We start from the raw sequence: 16783 nt of genomic DNA on the forward strand, positions 1-16783 counted from the left end.
TGTTAAGCTTTTTGAATCATCTTAGACAAAACACCATTAACGAATCGTCCAGACTCATCTCCACCAAACATCTTAGCAAGTTCTACAGCTTCATTCAGACTTACATTGACTGGAATATCTTCTCTTGCAGTCATTTCATAGCAGGCCATCCTTAATACGGATCGATCCACGTTTCCAATTCTGTTAAAGTTCCAGTTAACGAGATTGGCTTTTATTTTTTCATCTATTTCCTCTAGGTTTTCAAGCGTTCCAAAGACAAGCTCAGATAAAAACTCGTCACCTTCTCCATCGCTTAATACGTGTTCCAGCGCCTCTTTCGGATCGGTGTCTGTCACATCTATTTGAAACAACGCCTGTATGGCCTTTTCTCTTGCATGTCTTCTTTTCATTGCTATACCCCTTTTACGCTAATATTGCTATACCAATAGATGATAGCATATTGTAATAGACAAATACAGGTTTTCCAATTGTGAATCTCTCTAAAAACAAAAAAGCAGAGGGGATCAAATCCCCTCTGTTTATTCTTCATCTTCTGTTTCTTTTTTATCAAATGTGATACCGACTACACTTACGTTGACTGCACCTATTTCTAGAGCTGTCATCGTAAGAAGGGCTTGTCGAATGTTTTCTTGAATTTGTTGACATACTTCAGGGATTGAGAGTCCATAGCTCACTACTACGAAAGCATCAAGAATGATGCCATCTTCGCCAAGTTCAACTCTTACTCCTTTGCGATGGTCTTTCCTACCAAAGCGCTCAACGACACCAGAGGCAAAGTTCCCTCTCATCTCAGCCACACCGTCTACTTCAGATGCGGCGATACTACCGATGACTTCGATTACTTCGGGAGATATTTCGACTTTTCCAAGCCCTGTATCGTGCTCTTCCATTTCAAAAGATTGAACTTCATTCATTTATGAACACCTCACTTAGAATTAGTAGTTTTTTCAGTTAAATCATATTTCTCGAGAAACTTTGTGTTAAAATCGCCGCTTACGAATTTTTCGTGGTTCATGAGTCGCATATGGAAAGGAATCGTGGTCTTAACACCATCTACCACAAATTCACCAAGCGCACGCTTCATTCTCGAGATGGCTTCTTCTCTAGTTTCTCCATACGTAATCAGTTTAGCAACCATGGAGTCATAAAATGGCAGGATATCATAGCCTGGATATACCGCTGAATCAACACGTACACCGAAGCCGCCTGGCGGTAAATACATATGCACGTTACCAGGAGAAGGCATGAAGTTCTTGTCAGGATCTTCTGCATTGATTCTACATTCGATCGAGAAGCCTTTAAAAGTAACATCCTCTTGTTTTAAACTCAACTCTTCGTTTGAAGCTACTTTAATCTGTTCTTTAATCAAGTCAACACCGGTAACCATTTCTGTTACAGGGTGTTCAACTTGAATTCTAGTATTCATTTCCATAAAGTAAAAGTTCCCTGTAGGTTCGAAAATAAACTCAACGGTTCCAGCTCCAGAATAATTAACAGCTTGTGCAGCTTTAACCGCTGCATCCCCCATCTTTTCTCTGATCTTACTATCGAGACCCGGAGATGGAGTTTCTTCTACTAGCTTTTGGAGACGTCTTTGGATCGAACAGTCTCTCTCACCTAAATGAATCGCATTTCCATGATTATCTGCTAATACTTGGATCTCAACATGGCGGAAGTCCTCGATGAACTTTTCAATATAAACCCCAGGGTTTCCAAATGCAGTGGAAGCTTCCTGCTGTGTAATATTGATTCCTTTTACTAGGTCCTTTTCATCTTTCGCGATACGGATTCCCTTTCCTCCACCACCAGCAGTAGCTTTGATGATGACTGGGTATCCCATTTCATTAGCCAAAGCGACACCTTCATCTGCGTCCTTGATGACACCTTCAGAACCAGGAACGATCGGTACTCCTGCTTCTTTCATCGTTGTACGAGCAACATCTTTTGTACCCATACGACTGATTGCTTCTGGGCTTGGCCCTATGAACGTAATATTGCATTCACGGCACAGTTCAGCAAAGTCTGCATTTTCAGCAAGGAAACCATATCCTGGATGGATGGCATCTACTCCTGTTACAGTTGCGATGCTCATGATGTTCGTGAAGTTCAAATAGCTATCTTTGGCTGCAGTCGGTCCAATACAATAAGCTTCATCAGCAAGTCTTACGTGCAATGCTTCCTTATCGGCCTGAGAATATACTGCTACTGTTTCAATGTCCATCTCTTCACAAGCACGGATAATTCGTACAGCAATTTCTCCTCGGTTAGCAACGAGTATCTTTTTAATAGTCATATGCGTACCGCCTTATTCTTTCACTAGGAACAGAGGCTGTCCGTATTCAACCAGCTGTCCGTCCTCTACTAGTACTTCAACGATTTCCCCTTTAACTTCTGCTTCGATTTCGTTAAAGAGCTTCATAGCTTCGATAATGCATACGATGCTTTCTTCAGACACTTTTTCCCCAACATTTACGTATGCATCTGAATCGGGATTAGGACGTGCATAGAACGTACCAACCATCGGGGATTCAATCTTATGTAATGAGTCGTCAACTTGCTGATCTGCCGATTCTTCTTTTGCTTGCTCTTTAACAGGAGCTTTCGCTTCAGGTTGAGGTGCTGCTACAGGTGCTTCCTGCATAACAGGCTGCTGAACTGCTTGCTGCGCTTGAGCGTATTGAACGTCGTTCTTCTTTAAAACTACCTTAGAACCTTCATTTTCATATTCAAATTCATCAATACTCGACTCATCAATTAATTTAATTAATTCGCGGATTTCTTGAACTTTTAACAAAATCTACACTCCCTATCATCTACTTTTGTTTTTTATAATGAGGCGTTTTTGAACCATGCCTCTTTTACTACTGATTATACCATAGATATTCTGCTCAATAGTATTTCCTACTAATAGTAGAAAGAATACACCCCATGTTTTAAGACCATTATATATGAGCAGGTCCTAAGCCCATTTATCATAACATATCATTTTGGTCGATGGTAGTTTAGCTAAATGAGTCTTCTATTTAGCGTAACAAATTACGTAACCGTTTTCATTAAGGAAACTAAAAAACTAGATAATTGTAACCAAAATAAAAAAGGTGGAGTCTCCTCCACCTTTCACGTTACTTTACTGGCTGGAATTCAACTGCGATTCGCTGCTGATTTCCTAGCTGTTCTTGAGCCAAAACCATGATGTTGTTGGCTTCTTCATTCGATAGCTGTTCGGCTTTAACGATTACCCTCACTTTGTTATCAGCTAGTGTATATACGATCGCATCGTTGTATCCTTCTGATTTGATTAGGTTTTCGAGGACAGATTCTTTTTGAGATAAAGCTAGTAATTCTTGACGTTGTTCATGAGCTTCATTCCTTAAATCCGTTGAAGCTTCGCTTGCAATCACTGCAGTGTATTCCTCAATTGCGGCGTCGCGTTCTTCCTGGATATCTAACCTAAGTGCTGCAAACGTTTCATCGCTTGAGACGCTCGATGTTACCATATCTTCATCTGCATTTGTTTCTTTCGCATCTTCTTTCTTAGAATCCTCCTGACTCTGTTCTTGATCATCCACAAAAGCCACATTTTCAGAATTAGGCGTCATGATATAATAAGCGGATAGTACAATAATCAAACTAAGCATTGTAAGAAGCCAAACCGTTTGCTTTTTCAAGACCATATTATGAATCCCCCTTTTCGGTTTTCGGAAGTACCATAACCCTATGACTCTTCACATCTAACAACCTTGTTACTGCATCCACAATCATCTTTTTCGTTTGAGCGCTTTCTGCACCTTCAGCCACGACAACCACACCACGTACGACTGGCTTTCTAGTTGAAACAACGATAGGACCTTGACCTTGATCATTTTGTATCACGACCACTTGCTCCTCGCTGGATTGTTCCTCGATTTTCCTGGATCCACCTTCGTTCGGTGTTTCATAAGTATATTTATCTGTAGAAGTCCGATTCTTCTCTACTATTTTTTCTTCTGTGGAATCCAAGTTTACGATTACTGTAGCGTTCGATACTCCTTTCACCTCATCCAGCGCTTCTTTCAACTGTGTTTCATAGTGGTTTTCGTATTCTGCAATCGTTGATGGATTTGAAGCTTTCTGACCAAATGCAGGCTCACTTTCATTTGAAGCAGTTTTATCTGATGTAACCACCTGTGCTGGACCTGGCGATGCGAAGAAGTTTTCGGTAAACATGAAGAGTATTCCTACTCCCACTGCTATAACAAGATATAAAAGCGGCATTCCTTTTTTCTTCTTCGGCTTTTTTAACTGATCGAGCCAACTTGACTTACTTTCCATGGAACCTACTCACCCCCCTCCACCTCAACTCCAACTTGATTCGGATAAAGCTGCCACTCATCTGCTAAAAAATAAGCTACTTTCTTGGCATTTGCATCTAACTCTTCCTCTTCGCTCTCAGAAAACGATATCGATACCGCTTCAATATCATTCACCGCTGTCTCTTCACTGTATTCTTTTACTTTGACTGCTATTTGATCGATATTTTTCTCGCCTTCAACTTCCCCTAAAGCTAACGCAAGATCGCTAATCTCTAAATTAAATTGTTCCCTCAACTCCTTTTCAACTTGACTTTTCAATTGGACAGCCATTTGTTCTTCAATATATGCAGAGTTTGAAGCTTGTATTTCACTTTTCTTTGTTTCAATGCTATTTTCCATCTGGATGCTCGTATTTGAATCCCTGATCGTAACCGATCTAAGCATTGCGTCAAAGTCTTCCGTAAAAATCTTAAGCAAAGGTGAAAGGATAACTGCCATCAACATGAGTCCAATCACCATCTTCACGTACCGCTGCATATTAGAATTTGGTAACAACAATTCAAGAACAGTTGCAATCAGGATAAGCAAAATAATGTTTGTTACCCACCCTGTAATAATATCCATCCAATCCCCCCTCAACGAACCATTAAAGTGATATTTCCTGAAGCAATAATGATCGTTATGGCTAAGAAAAACATAAGAGATACAATTGATAGTGCTGCGAAAATAAACAGTACACTTTTTGAAATAACGTTTAGAGATTGAATCATAGGACCGCCACCTAAAGGCTGGATGACTGCTGCAGCGATGTTATAGATCAGCGCTAGAGCAAGTACTTTTAATGCCGGGAAAGCACAGAGCATAAGCAGAATAACAACCCCTGCTAGTCCAACAGTATTTTTTAATAGAACCGATGCACTTAGGACTGTATCTGTCGCATCTGTAAACATCCTACCGACAACTGGGATGAAGTTTCCTGTAACGAATTTTGCAGTCCTAATCGTGATTCCGTCAGCAACAGCTGTCGTTGCTCCTTGAACAGATATCACACCTAGAAATATAGCAAAAAATACCCCTAGTGTTCCGATCGCTATATTTCGAAGTAAATTAGATAGCTGTGTAACTTTATAATGTTCGCTAATCGTACTAACGATGGCCAACACCGCCGATAGAAATAATAAAGGTAGAACAAACTTCTGAATTAACAAGCCTCCAGTGTTCACTAAAAACAAAACGATCGGATGGAAGAAAGCTACGGATGCTATTCCACCCACGGATGCCATGAGAGCTAGCAAAAGTGGAATCAGCGCAAGGAGAAAACTCATCATATTCGTAATCGCTGTCTCTGTATATTGAATCGCTACATGAAAACTATTCAAAGCTAGAATGATCAACACCATATAGGTAATGGAGTAGGCAACGGTACTTACTGCCTTATGTTCAAATGCGTTCTGCATGTTCTGGAGTAATATGCTAAAGATAGTAAGCAAAATTAAACTTCCTAGTAACTTTCCATGTACTAATAGTTCATGGAAAAGGAATTTCACAAATCCTATGAAATAAGCTTTCAAAGATAGCTGCTTTTCTCCTTTTACAAACTCCAAAAACGTACCTTTTTGACTTTCTGGTAAGAAGCCCCCATACTCATCAAGCACTTGATTCCAGTATGCTTGAATTTCTTGTAAGCCAAGTGAATTTAACTGCTTGTCTACAAATTGATCAGTCATCGTTTCCTTGCTTTCACCATCATCGGCTAAAGCCTCAGAGGGATAAAAGATAAAGAGAAAAAACAGCAAAAGCATCAGTTTCTTAAGAGGCATGTCCCATCCCTCCTCTCACTCATGTCGGTAACAATCTCAAAACTGTTTCAATGATTAATTTAAGGATAGGAATTGCCATGGCCATAATCAGTAACTTACCGGCAAGTTCAATCTTTGAAGCGATCGCGCCCTGACCGGCATCTCGTGTTATCTGTGCACCAAACTCTGCAATATAAGCAATCCCTATTATTTTCAGCACAGTTTCTACGTAGATGATCTCTATATCTGCCTTTGAAGCTAGGCCTTCCAACATCTGAATAATATGCTGGATCTCCCCTATGAGATATAGAAAGATTATTGCTCCTGTAAACACGGTAATTGTAAATGCGAAGACCGGCTTTTGTTCTTTTACAACAATGGCTAGGAATGTTGCGATCAATCCTATTCCAACTATTTGTACAATATCAATCGCCGACACCCCCTAACCCTGGAAAAGAAAGACTCCCCGGATTTTCTGAAATAGGTCATCGATTATCGTGATCACCATATATAAAACGACGATAAAACCGATTAACGTGACCCACTGAGCGTATTCTTCCTTCCCCATCTGTTTTAAAATCGTGTGTAGCATCGCTACGATGATTCCAATCCCAGCAATCTGAAATATTTTGTTCACATCATGATTCATCCGCTTATCCTCCCAGTGACTAAATCAATAGAATGACGAGAAGAATACCTCCTAGGAACCCGAGACTTTTGAACATTTTTTCATATTTCATTTGATTATTTCTCGCTTCTTGCTCTTCTCTTTCTAAATGGATCAAAGCAAGCTGCAACTGCTTTTGCTCATGCTCACGATCCTGTTGACCGATCGTTGCACCAAGCTGTTTCATAATTTCTTTCTCTTCCTGTCTGAAAGCAGTATACTTCCAAACTTCATCCATGCTTTTCATCCAGGCATCATATGCTGTCGTATGGCCTTCTTCTAGCTTCTTTCTGAAAGAATCGAAAAACCATGAGACAGGATGACCTACTTGTCTACAAATATGGCTACAAGCTACGCTTAAAGGCGTCATGCCATAAACGATTTCAGCTTCCAGAGACTGAAGGGCTGACTTTAGCATTCGGAGTTGTCTAGATCGCTCACTTACCGTCCTAGACCATTCGACACCTGCCCAGGTACTTGCTAATACAATTAAGATTGCACCGAGTAGCTTCATGCTAGATCACCTTCGAACGACGTATTTCATTTCCTTTATGGTCTTTCACCGATTTCACAGTACCTGGCCCTCTGGTTCTCGAAAGTTCAACGAAGCGCTTAAACATTCCGGACCTTATCAATTCTTGAATGCTCGGTCGCCTATATAAATCTTCTATTGTATTTCCATGCACTGTCACAACAAGTTTAATGCCTGCGTTAACGGCTTCGATAATGGCTTCACTCTCTTTAACTCCACCTATTTCATCTACGATCAGAATGTCAGGACTCATCGAGCGAATCATCATCATCATTCCTTCAGCTTTTGGACACGCGTCAAGAATATCGACCCTTTTTCCTAATTGATGCTGTGGTATACCTTTGACACACCCTGCAATCTCAGATCGTTCGTCAATAATGCCCACTTTTGAAGACGGGATCCGTCTTCCTTTATCTCCTTCAGCCATCAATCTTGTAAGATCACGCAACAATGTTGTCTTCCCTGAATTTGGAGGACCGAGAATCACTGTATTCATCCAACCATTTGAAAATAGGTATGATAATAGCGGGGTAGCGATTCCGATCTTTTGCTTTGCAATTCTTACATTGAATGAGGCGATATCCCGAATCGCTTTAACACTCCCGTTGGTTGTAATCACCTTTCCAGCGAGCCCCACCCTATGGCCACCCTGAATGGTGACAAAGCCTTTCTTTAACTCTTCCTCTAACGCATATAAAGAATATTGACTTAATTTATTCGTCATTTGAGAAGCATCTTCTCTTGAAACGTAGTACTCTCTACCGTCAAGACGAGGAAACTGTGGGCTGCCGTTAATAATTACTTCTAGAGGCCGGTTAATACGCAATCTAATCTCTTCAATCCCACCTCTTTCCTGTTTTGAATACTGATTGATAATTTCCTTTACTCCTTCGGGCAGGACACGTAGAACTTCTTCCATAAATGTCCCCCTTTCCTAGCATGTACTCCTTACACTAGTATTCCGGTGCTATATGAATTATGTCTTACCAGGAAGGTACTAATTTCACTAACAACCTTTGTTTTACTCAAGGTAAATGGAATAGAAAAACACCTAGCATAAATGCTAGGTGTTATCTTGCTTTCATTCCATTCATGATAAAATGGATCGTATGTTTTAGCTCTTCCTCATCGTTCCAATCGTGCTCTGGAAGGAGGATGTACCTTGCAAAGAGGAAACCACCTATTGATGAGGCGGTTAATCTTATCGCTGTTTGAGTAGGCATTTCAATCAGCTCACCTTTAGCTTGAAAATGCGACACGATTGCTTCTAATCGCGTATAGACTTCTTTTCCAATTCGGTCGATAAACTGGCTGCGAAGTTCATCATGAAAAGGGATCTCTTGAATTAAAATTTTTACTATAGATAGATGCTTTTCAATAAATTCCTGCCGATTTTTCACCATTGCAATGAGAAAGTCTTCATAGCTTTTATAGTTTCTCTTAAGAACCTTATCTAAGTCTCTAATAATGAAGGGTGCTAGCAGATTACTCATAACAGGCGTCACAATTGCTAACAGTAACTCTTTTTTAGTCTTATAATGCCTAAAAATCGTTCCCTCTGCTACTTCTGCTCGCTTCGCAATCTCGCTCGTCGAAGAAGACGAGTACCCTATCTCAGAAAACATTTGGATTGCCGCTTCAAGAATACGTTTCTGCTTCGGAGTTAGACCTTCACCAAAGACATCACTTTCACTTGAATTAAATAATTCATTTATATCTTCTCGCTTACCCATTACACCCTCTCCTTATATGCTACGGTGTTTCTTCAGAGCAAAAATGTTCATTATGATAAAAATGATTGAAAAGCCTCCTAGGACTATTAAGTTTGTCCAGATTTTATCCAATCCTTGTCCTCTAATCATCACGTCTCGAAGTGCATCCGCACCATAGTAGAGAGGTGTTAACGGCCCTAGCCAACTCAGGTAATCCGAAATCGTTTCTAATTTAAACAACCCTGCAAAAAAGAATTGAGGCACGACTACTAGTGGAATGAATTGAATCATCTGTAGTTCATTCTTTGCGAATGCTGATAACAGTATTCCAAGCGTGAGCGCACTTAATGCAATCATGACAGTAACGATCAACACATAGAAAAAGCTACCTTCCATCATTAAGTCGATGACATAAATGCTATAAAGGGCGATAATGGACGATTGAATCGTCGTGAAGATTCCAAAGCCGATGACATATCCCATCACCAGTTCCCATCTTTTTATAGGACTAGCAAGTAGTCTTTCCAACGTTCCTTGCGTTCTTTCTCTTAAAAATGAAACTCCAGCAATTAAAAACACAAAAAAGAATATGAAGAAGCCTACCAATACCGGTCCAATGTTATCAAAGGTTGTTAGATCCTGAGAGCCATATAAATGCTCTACCGATAGTGAGACGGGTGTTGTATTTGGGCTTATCTCATTTTTAATGTTATCTATGATCATATTATTTATAGATGGATCGCTACCCTCTAGTATTAGTTTACTTTCCCCTTGTTCAAAAACTAAGATCGCATCATATTCCTCTTGCTCAAGCATTTCATTAACATCAGTGTCAGAATCTAATTTTTCAATTGCCACATTTTCTTTTTCCAAGTTAGTATAAACAGTGCTTGGGACATCGATTAATCCGATCTTGAGTTCCAACTCTTCTCCATTGAAGACGAGAGATAACATAGTTAGGACAAGGATGGGAGCTAGTATCATCAATGCCATCGTCCGCTTATCATGCAAAAATTGCTTTAGGATGCGATTTACGACTGCTAACACTCTCATGATACTCATCCTCCATATGATAGAAAAGCTTGTTCGATTGTTGATGCTTCGGTTTTGATCTTTATTTCATCAGGAGTTCCAATCGCGATAAGCTGTCCATCCCGAACCATTCCAAGTCTAGAACAACGTTCAGCTTCGTCCATTACGTGAGTCGTTACGACGATTAACACACCGCTCTCTTTTAATGTTTCAAAGGTATCCCAAATTTTATTTCGTAATGCAGGATCAATTCCGACAGTTGGTTCATCTAAAACGAGAATGTCCGGCTCGTGCAACAAGGCAATAGCAAGTGACAGTCGCCTTTTCATTCCACCCGAAAATGTCTCTACTTTAGTATTGAGGTCACTTTCTAAATCAACGAGCTTCATGACCTGTTGAATTCGCTCTGCCCTTTTATTACGTTTTACGCCGCTAATACTTGCAAAAAAAACCAAGTTCTCCTTTGCTGTCAATTCATGATATAACGCATCAGCCTGGGCCATATATCCAATTCGCTTAATCAATTCTAAATCAGGCATCTTTTTACCAAAAACGGATACATGTCCTTCAGTAGGCACATCAATTCCGCAAAGAATTTTAACTAGTGTCGTTTTTCCTGATCCGGATGGACCAAGGAGTCCGAAAATTTCATTGTTAGTGAGAGTTAACGTCACATCTTCGAGTACTTTTTTCTTCCCAAAACGCTTTGTCACATTAGCATCGATAATCGTAGTGCTCACGAAACTCCCTCCCTCAAAATGAGTGATTACTCACTTTTATTATACGATAACTAAAGTGAGTAATCACTCATTTTCATCAACAAAAAAACCGCTCCTTTCAAGAGCGGTTCATTTGTTACGCACGAGATACGTATTCTGCTTTTCCTGTATCGATAACAAGCACATCTCCCTGGTTTACGAAGAAAGGTACTTGTACTGTAAGACCTGTTTCAACGGTTGCAGGCTTCGTGCCACCTGATGCTGTGTCACCTTTGATACCAGGCTCAGTTTCTGTTACTTCTAATTCAACGGTATTTGGAAGCTCGATTCCAATCGTTTCATCACCATACATACGAATTGAGATCTCCATATTTTCTTTCAAGAACTTTAGTTCGTACTTGATTTGATCAGCAGGAAGCTCAACTTGTTCAAACGAGTTTGTATCCATGAACGTATGCATTTCGCCACTTGCATATAAGTACTGCATCTTACGGTTTTCGATATGTGCTTTCGCTACTTTCTCACCAGCGCGAAACGTTTTTTCTTGAATTGCGCCACTACGTAAGTTTCTTAGCTTAGAGCGTACGAAGGCAGCTCCTTTACCTGGTTTAACATGTTGGAAATCTACAACTTGCCAGATTCCATTATCTACTTCAATCGTAAGACCTGTTTTAAAATCGTTTACCGAAATCATGTCTTGTCCTCCTCAAATGTATTATTCACCAAGAATCAATAGTTCTTTAGTAGAATGAGATAGCTTTTCATTGCCGTTTTCAGTGATGACTGTATCATCCTCGATGCGTACGCCACCTTTGCCTGAGAGATAAATACCTGGTTCAACCGTTACAACCATTCCCGGCTCTAAGACGGTATCAGATTTAAAGGAAAGGCCAGGTCCTTCATGGACTTCAAGGCCAATACCGTGCCCTAGAGAATGTCCGAAGAATTCACCGTATCCCTTAGAAGTGATATAGTCACGAGAGATCGCATCAGCTTCTTTACCAGTAAGCCCTGGTTTAATTTGATCCATGGCTTTCATCTGTGCTTCGAGCACGGTGTGGTAAACATTTTTCAATTCTTCACCAGGGTCCCCAATCGCAACTGTACGAGTTATATCTGAACAATACCCTTTGTAATATGCCCCGAAATCTAGGGTAATAAGTTCGTTCTTCTGGATCACCTTATCAGATGCAACCCCATGAGGGAGCGCTGAACGCTTTCCTGACGCAACGATAATATCAAAAGAAGAAGACGCAGCGCCATTTTTTCTCATGAAGAATTCTAACTCATTGGATACATCAAGTTCTGTTATACCTGTACGGATGTATCCTGTGATGTGTTGAAATGCTGCGTCTGCAATTTCTGTAGCTTCTTTTAAGACTTGTAATTCATTCGCATCCTTAATCATGCGGTGCTTTTCAAGAAGGCCACTGATCGGTACAAGAGTTCCCTCTACCTTTTGTTCATAAGCTTTAAATACGTTGTATGTAAGTTGTGTTTCTTCAAAGCCTAGCTTTTTAACGCCTAGCTCATTTGCCACTTTTGCTACTTCATCAATAATCGGACCTTTGTGTTGAACAATGTCATATCCTTTTGCTTGTTCGTTAGCTTGATCTACGTAACGAAAATCTGTAACAAACTTCGCATCTTTTTCTGTGATTAATACGACGCCAGAACTTCCAGTGAAATGAGAAAAATATCTTCGGTTGCTTGCTGAAGTAATCAACATTGCATCAATTTCATATTCTTTAAATGACTCTCTTAGTTTCGCTATACGTTCCATCTACTTAGTCCTCCTTATTTGTTTACAGAAATGACAATAGAGCTAGCTCATAGCCCTTCATTCCAAAACCTACAATTTGACCTTCTGAAACTGGTGAAACAACAGACTGGTGACGAAATGGTTCACGTTTATGTACATTTGACAGATGCACTTCGACCACCGGTACATCTACACTAGCGATCGCATCACGAATAGCGTAGCTATAGTGTGTAAAAGCTCCTGGGTTTAGGATAATTCCTGCAGCATTCTCTGCTTCATGAATCCAATCGATTAAATCACCTTCATGATTCGATTGCTTAAAAGTTAAAGAAAATCCATGCTGCTTGGCTAAGTCATTTAAGCGCACTTCTAGCGTCTCCAATGTCTCATTACCATAAATCCCTGGTTCTCTTTTGCCTAATCGATTTAAGTTCGGCCCGTTTAGTACGTAAAAATGATTCATTTTAAGCCCCTTTACGATCTATGAGATTTAAAAGTCTCGGTATCCTTTGACGGATTTGAATGCAAAAAAAGAAGAATGTTCCATGAACATTCTACCATAGCTTCATTTGTTTGAATAGGACGCGCCGTTTTGCTGGTTTTCGTGATACTCAAACGATATGGAATACCCGATAAATACACCATAAAGGACGTAGAGGCATATCGTAGTAACAATAGTATTCTTATCTAACTTCATAACTGATGGAAGGTCAGGAAACATTGGGTTAAGTAAGTAGAACACGATAATCCAAAGCAGGATGCCATAAGCTAGTCCAGCAAGCATGTTATTTATTTTCACCATTGTTGCTCGGTAAATAAATGCCACTCCTATTGATACGATTGCAATCGCGATGATTCCAATCCATTGTCCGAGCTGATCGTTCTTCCATTCTCCTAGCGCCCACGGGGAGAGGATAAGAGATGGAGGAACCTTTGTGAACTTGAATAAATACGTCACGTATCCGATCAATCCCCATATTAATCCTCCAGCTAGTCCAATATTAAGGACCTTTGCCGTAAAACTGAGAGGTTGTTCTTTCTTATCTTGTTCTAATTCTTTTTCATCGTTTTCTTTTTCATCGTTTTGGCTCACTTTTTCCATGTCTACACCTCCGATAGTAGTCTATCCCAGAATAGAATGGATTATTTATCTATAATTCACCTATTGAGGCGATTAAAAAAAAGTTTGTTGGGGAAAATGAATATTAACATCGCTTACCTAGAGGTTTTTCCATGTTTCTTGTAGAATGTAAGAAAGACATTTACAAGGTAGTGAGATGATTGAATTCATTCCACTTAAACAAAATTAGGTTGGTGAGAGACATTGTCAGACACAAAAAAACCCGCATACGGTGGGCAAGCGGTTGTAGAAGGTGTGATGTTTCAAGGTAAACACACATCTGTAACTGCAATTCGACGGAAAGATAATTCGATCGATTATCTTGAGATACCTAAGAAACCAAAGCCACTTTTAACTAAATTGAAAAAGATTCCTTTTATACGAGGAGTCGTAGCCATCATTGATGCAAGTGGAAACGGTACGAAGCATCTGAACTTTTCATCTGAGCGGTATGATGTTGATCCGGCTGACGATGAAGAAGCATTAAAAAAAGAAGAACCTTCTAAAATGACGTTCTTGCTTGGAGCTGCAGCACTTGGTGTCATTTCATTTGCTTTCGTGAAAACGATTTTCACCATCTTACCTGCACTTGCGGCTGCATCGCTAGAATTTATATTTCCAGGCCATGTAATACAAAATATCATTGAAGGTATGATCAAACTCGTATTATTACTTGGATATATTTATTTTATATCTCTAACTCCTATCGTCAAACGAGTCTTTCAATACCACGGGGCTGAACATAAAGTGATCAACGCCTATGAAGCTGGACTTCCAATCACGATCGAGAATGTTCAGAAGCAGTCAAGACTACATTTTCGTTGTGGTAGTAGCTTCATACTCTTCACAGTTGTAATCGGGGTTTTCATCTACTTAATGGTTCCCTCTGATCCGCTCCTAGTAAGACTCATCTATCGTGTATTATTGATTCCAGTAGTACTTGGCGTTTCTTTTGAAGTACTACAATTAACGAATAAATTTCGAAATATCCCTGTTTTACGCGTGCTAGGTTATCCAGGATTATGGGTTCAACTCTTAACCACAAAGAACCCAGACGATAAGCAAGTTGAAGTAGCGATTTGTTCATTTAAAGAATTACTTGCCCGTGATAAAAAGCACGAAGAAGACTTAACAAGCACACAAGTTGTTTAATGACGAACAGGAGGTGAATCATTTGTCACACCGTGTTGTTCAACCTCTTATTTATACAATAATCGGTCTTGCCGCTCTCGGATTTATTTGGAGGTTATTTACTGATCCTATGGGTCTCTTAAAGTATCTTCTCATCACAGCTGCTATTGCTGCTCTTGTGATATTCATCGTCCGTAAGGTTATGGCTAAAAGGATGGGCAAAGTTAATTCTGCATACCAGAAAGCTGCCAAGCAATCTTCTAAGTTGCAGAAGAAACGAGGCGCAACTCGAAAAAGCGCATCTCACCTTCGTGTCATTCCATCCAAACGGTTAGTTCCGAGAAAACGTCCATTAAATGATGATAAAAAACCTAATCCATTTACTGTGATAGAAGGTAGAAAAGGTAAAAAGAAAAACCGTGCACTCTTTTAAAACATAGTAAAGCAGGCTGAGAACTTCTCAGCCTGCTTTTGTTATTAAGTTCTAAAAGATTCCGGTAGCTTTCTCCATTTTCTTAAAAAATGCTCAGTACGCTCCCTCCCGAATGAGATAAGCTTTTTTTGCTCTTGTCTCTCAAGTGAGAAATCAGTCGCTATTCCTTGTTTTACAGGTATAAACACAATGTTTTGAGCTTTTTGCTTTTCGATATAACGTGCGTCATGTGCCTCTTTCATCGTTTCAAACAAAGCTTGATACAGCTCAATCGCATTTTTTATTTTATGACCAGGAATTTTGTCAAAGCTAGCACTTAACTGGAAACCTAACACAGGACGTAGTTGCTTATTCGATTCATCTGGTTTGAAGACCCATAACGGAAAGTTACTCAATATTCCTCCATCTACAACTAAATGTTTTTTTCCATCGATAGTATAAAGCGGATGAGGTTTAAAAAAAAATGGAAGGCCAGCACTCATTTGTACCGCTTTCGCAATTGAAAATTGCTCGGGTACGAACCCATACTGCTCTAAGTCATCAGGAATAACGATCAATCTGCCTCTCGTGATATCAGACGCAATAATTTTCAGCGACCCTTCTTCAATATCCCCGAACGTTTCGATCCCTTTATCTTTAAGTAGTCCTTGCACCCACTTTTCTAGATCTTTTCCAGAATACAGACCAAGTTTCCAATACAACATCAACCATCTCATTAACGGAAAAGTAAAGCCCTGTTTCCGGTCGAGCAGTGCATTTAAGTTTGTATCGAGAAGGATTTTTTCTATTTCATCTCCTGTGTAACCTGCTATGATCAAAGCCGCAATCAGCGCACCTGCGCTCGTTCCTGCAGTGCGTTTAAACTGGAGCCCTCTATCTTCAACAGCTTGCAAAGCGCCAACTAAAGCAATTCCCTTAACTCCACCACCAGAAAATACTCCATCGATATACACGCACTACCACCCCTTCTCCTTATTAAATCGTAATCTTATATGAGACGATTTAGTACAAAAAAAAGAACAATCCGATTATACTTCGGATTGCTCATCTTCTTCATTCTTACGTTGCACTTCACGCAAAGCTCCAACGCGGTCTTCTGTTTCTTCAAAGTATTGAACAAGATCTCCAATTCTGTCGATTGCATCCCAGCTAAGATGATGTTCAATACCTTCTACATCTTCGTATATGTTTTCTTCATTCACGCCGATTACACTAAGGAATTGTTCTAATAACGCATGACGGTCCACTAGTCTCTTCCCTAGCTTTTTCCCTTTAGGAGTTAGCATAAAGCCACGATACTTCTCATAAACCACATATTTACCTTTATCTAATTTTTGAATCATTTTGGTTACCGAGGAGGGATGTACCTCTAAAGCTTCTGCAATATCAGAAACACGTGCATAACCTTTGTCGTCAATTAGTGAATAAATACGTTCTATATAATCTTCCATACTAGGAGTAGTGGCCATTGGATTCCCTCCATCTTTTATTCCATTTAAGCCAATCAATAAAAGCATACACCATAGTATGGGCTGAGACAAGGAAAGGTTCCTCTCCATGAGGAGCAATTTACTTGGTCTACAC

23 protein-coding genes are annotated in these 16783 nt (G+C 39.9%); 2 read left to right on the forward strand and 21 right to left on the reverse strand.

Annotated elements, in window-relative coordinates:
- Positions 1-2: 2 nt before the first annotated feature.
- The 19 genes from nusB to ACXAHI_RS05390 form a co-directional block, all read right to left on the reverse strand.
- Positions 3-389, reverse strand: coding sequence for a transcription antitermination factor NusB (gene nusB / locus ACXAHI_RS05300; RefSeq protein WP_270179224.1), 387 nt, complete (start codon positions 387-389; stop codon positions 3-5).
- A 129-nt stretch (positions 390-518) separates the two neighbouring features.
- Positions 519-914, reverse strand: a complete 396-nt coding sequence (locus ACXAHI_RS05305) for an Asp23/Gls24 family envelope stress response protein (protein ID WP_474846488.1) — start codon at positions 912-914, stop codon at positions 519-521.
- An 11-nt stretch (positions 915-925) separates the two neighbouring features.
- The gene (gene accC, locus ACXAHI_RS05310; protein WP_474846490.1) at positions 926-2293 is read right to left on the reverse strand and encodes an acetyl-CoA carboxylase biotin carboxylase subunit; all 1368 of its coding nucleotides are present in this window, start codon (positions 2291-2293) and stop codon (positions 926-928) included.
- Between the two features lie 12 nt (positions 2294-2305).
- Complete coding sequence (gene accB / locus ACXAHI_RS05315) at positions 2306-2794, reverse strand: acetyl-CoA carboxylase biotin carboxyl carrier protein (RefSeq protein WP_474846492.1); 489 nt, start codon at positions 2792-2794, stop codon at positions 2306-2308.
- A gap of 328 nt (positions 2795-3122) precedes the next feature.
- A complete protein-coding gene (locus ACXAHI_RS05320) occupies positions 3123-3674 on the reverse strand; it encodes a SpoIIIAH-like family protein (protein WP_474846493.1) in 552 nt (183 codons plus the stop codon).
- Between the two features lies 1 nt (position 3675).
- Positions 3676-4311, reverse strand: a complete 636-nt coding sequence (spoIIIAG, locus tag ACXAHI_RS05325) for a stage III sporulation protein AG (RefSeq protein ID WP_270179229.1) — start codon at positions 4309-4311, stop codon at positions 3676-3678.
- Between the two features lie 5 nt (positions 4312-4316).
- On the reverse strand, positions 4317-4916 hold the full coding sequence (gene spoIIIAF / locus ACXAHI_RS05330) for a stage III sporulation protein AF (RefSeq protein ID WP_474846495.1): 600 nt from the start codon (positions 4914-4916) through the stop codon (positions 4317-4319).
- Positions 4917-4927: 11 nt separating this feature from the next.
- The gene (gene spoIIIAE, locus ACXAHI_RS05335) at positions 4928-6112 is read right to left on the reverse strand and encodes a stage III sporulation protein AE (protein ID WP_474846497.1); all 1185 of its coding nucleotides are present in this window, start codon (positions 6110-6112) and stop codon (positions 4928-4930) included.
- Positions 6113-6131: 19 nt separating this feature from the next.
- On the reverse strand, positions 6132-6521 hold the full coding sequence (spoIIIAD, locus tag ACXAHI_RS05340; RefSeq protein ID WP_474848083.1) for a stage III sporulation protein AD: 390 nt from the start codon (positions 6519-6521) through the stop codon (positions 6132-6134).
- 12 nt (positions 6522-6533) lie between these two features.
- A complete protein-coding gene (spoIIIAC, locus tag ACXAHI_RS05345) occupies positions 6534-6740 on the reverse strand; it encodes a stage III sporulation protein AC (RefSeq protein WP_224878330.1) in 207 nt (68 codons plus the stop codon).
- 19 nt (positions 6741-6759) lie between these two features.
- Positions 6760-7272 carry a stage III sporulation protein SpoIIIAB gene (gene spoIIIAB, locus ACXAHI_RS05350; protein ID WP_270179232.1) on the reverse strand — a complete coding sequence of 171 codons (513 nt, stop codon included), beginning with the start codon at positions 7270-7272 and terminating at the stop codon, positions 6760-6762.
- Position 7273: 1 nt separating this feature from the next.
- A complete protein-coding gene (spoIIIAA, locus tag ACXAHI_RS05355) occupies positions 7274-8209 on the reverse strand; it encodes a stage III sporulation protein AA (RefSeq protein WP_474846499.1) in 936 nt (311 codons plus the stop codon).
- A 151-nt stretch (positions 8210-8360) separates the two neighbouring features.
- Positions 8361-9023, reverse strand: coding sequence for a TetR/AcrR family transcriptional regulator (locus ACXAHI_RS05360; protein WP_474846500.1), 663 nt, complete (start codon positions 9021-9023; stop codon positions 8361-8363).
- A gap of 12 nt (positions 9024-9035) precedes the next feature.
- Positions 9036-10055 (reverse strand): ABC transporter permease, encoded by a 1020-nt coding sequence (locus ACXAHI_RS05365; RefSeq protein ID WP_474846502.1) that lies wholly within the window; start codon positions 10053-10055, stop codon positions 9036-9038.
- Between the two features lie 5 nt (positions 10056-10060).
- Positions 10061-10774: an ABC transporter ATP-binding protein gene (locus ACXAHI_RS05370; RefSeq protein ID WP_474846503.1), complete on the reverse strand. Its 714-nt coding sequence runs from the start codon at positions 10772-10774 to the stop codon at positions 10061-10063.
- A gap of 115 nt (positions 10775-10889) precedes the next feature.
- Positions 10890-11447 carry an elongation factor P gene (gene efp / locus ACXAHI_RS05375; protein WP_270179237.1) on the reverse strand — a complete coding sequence of 186 codons (558 nt, stop codon included), beginning with the start codon at positions 11445-11447 and terminating at the stop codon, positions 10890-10892.
- Between the two features lie 21 nt (positions 11448-11468).
- Positions 11469-12536, reverse strand: coding sequence for a M24 family metallopeptidase (locus ACXAHI_RS05380; protein ID WP_474846505.1), 1068 nt, complete (start codon positions 12534-12536; stop codon positions 11469-11471).
- Positions 12537-12558: 22 nt separating this feature from the next.
- Entirely contained in the window at positions 12559-12978 is a 420-nt protein-coding gene (aroQ, locus tag ACXAHI_RS05385; RefSeq protein ID WP_474846507.1) for a type II 3-dehydroquinate dehydratase, read from the reverse strand.
- A 102-nt stretch (positions 12979-13080) separates the two neighbouring features.
- On the reverse strand, positions 13081-13617 hold the full coding sequence (locus ACXAHI_RS05390; RefSeq protein WP_474846509.1) for a YqhR family membrane protein: 537 nt from the start codon (positions 13615-13617) through the stop codon (positions 13081-13083).
- 222 nt (positions 13618-13839) lie between these two features.
- On the opposite strand from ACXAHI_RS05390, the gene ACXAHI_RS05395 reads away from it, so the two are divergent.
- Both ACXAHI_RS05395 and ACXAHI_RS05400 read left to right on the forward strand, forming a co-directional pair.
- The gene (locus ACXAHI_RS05395; protein ID WP_474846511.1) at positions 13840-14787 is read left to right on the forward strand and encodes a DUF1385 domain-containing protein; all 948 of its coding nucleotides are present in this window, start codon (positions 13840-13842) and stop codon (positions 14785-14787) included.
- Between the two features lie 22 nt (positions 14788-14809).
- Positions 14810-15199 carry an SA1362 family protein gene (locus ACXAHI_RS05400; protein WP_474846513.1) on the forward strand — a complete coding sequence of 130 codons (390 nt, stop codon included), beginning with the start codon at positions 14810-14812 and terminating at the stop codon, positions 15197-15199.
- Between the two features lie 44 nt (positions 15200-15243).
- On the opposite strand, the gene ACXAHI_RS05405 is transcribed toward ACXAHI_RS05400, so the two are convergent.
- Positions 15244-16152, reverse strand: a complete 909-nt coding sequence (locus ACXAHI_RS05405; RefSeq protein WP_474846515.1) for a patatin-like phospholipase family protein — start codon at positions 16150-16152, stop codon at positions 15244-15246.
- 75 nt (positions 16153-16227) lie between these two features.
- Entirely contained in the window at positions 16228-16668 is a 441-nt protein-coding gene (gene mntR, locus ACXAHI_RS05410) for a transcriptional regulator MntR (RefSeq protein WP_270179244.1), read from the reverse strand.
- Positions 16669-16783 lie beyond the last annotated feature (115 nt).

The organism is Anaerobacillus sp. ABD4_527 (assembly GCF_056160805.1).

Coding starts and splice junctions, on each gene's coding strand:
- nusB (WP_270179224.1), bottom strand. CDS start 389: ATGAAAAGAAGACATGCAAGAGAAAAGGCCATACAGGCGTTGTTTCAA.
- ACXAHI_RS05305 (WP_474846488.1), bottom strand. CDS start 914: ATGAATGAAGTTCAATCTTTTGAAATGGAAGAGCACGATACAGGGCTT.
- accC (WP_474846490.1), bottom strand. CDS start 2,293: ATGACTATTAAAAAGATACTCGTTGCTAACCGAGGAGAAATTGCTGTA.
- ACXAHI_RS05320 (WP_474846493.1), bottom strand. CDS start 3,674: ATGGTCTTGAAAAAGCAAACGGTTTGGCTTCTTACAATGCTTAGTTTG.
- spoIIIAG (WP_270179229.1), bottom strand. CDS start 4,311: ATGGAAAGTAAGTCAAGTTGGCTCGATCAGTTAAAAAAGCCGAAGAAG.
- spoIIIAF (WP_474846495.1), bottom strand. CDS start 4,916: ATGGATATTATTACAGGGTGGGTAACAAACATTATTTTGCTTATCCTG.
- spoIIIAE (WP_474846497.1), bottom strand. CDS start 6,112: ATGCCTCTTAAGAAACTGATGCTTTTGCTGTTTTTTCTCTTTATCTTT.
- spoIIIAC (WP_224878330.1), bottom strand. CDS start 6,740: ATGAATCATGATGTGAACAAAATATTTCAGATTGCTGGGATTGGAATC.
- spoIIIAB (WP_270179232.1), bottom strand. CDS start 7,272: ATGAAGCTACTCGGTGCAATCTTAATTGTATTAGCAAGTACCTGGGCA.
- spoIIIAA (WP_474846499.1), bottom strand. CDS start 8,209: ATGGAAGAAGTTCTACGTGTCCTGCCCGAAGGAGTAAAGGAAATTATC.
- ACXAHI_RS05360 (WP_474846500.1), bottom strand. CDS start 9,023: ATGGGTAAGCGAGAAGATATAAATGAATTATTTAATTCAAGTGAAAGT.
- ACXAHI_RS05365 (WP_474846502.1), bottom strand. CDS start 10,055: ATGAGAGTGTTAGCAGTCGTAAATCGCATCCTAAAGCAATTTTTGCAT.
- efp (WP_270179237.1), bottom strand. CDS start 11,447: ATGATTTCGGTAAACGATTTTAAAACAGGTCTTACGATTGAAGTAGAT.
- ACXAHI_RS05380 (WP_474846505.1), bottom strand. CDS start 12,536: ATGGAACGTATAGCGAAACTAAGAGAGTCATTTAAAGAATATGAAATT.
- aroQ (WP_474846507.1), bottom strand. CDS start 12,978: ATGAATCATTTTTACGTACTAAACGGGCCGAACTTAAATCGATTAGGC.
- ACXAHI_RS05390 (WP_474846509.1), bottom strand. CDS start 13,617: ATGGAAAAAGTGAGCCAAAACGATGAAAAAGAAAACGATGAAAAAGAA.
- mntR (WP_270179244.1), bottom strand. CDS start 16,668: ATGGCCACTACTCCTAGTATGGAAGATTATATAGAACGTATTTATTCA.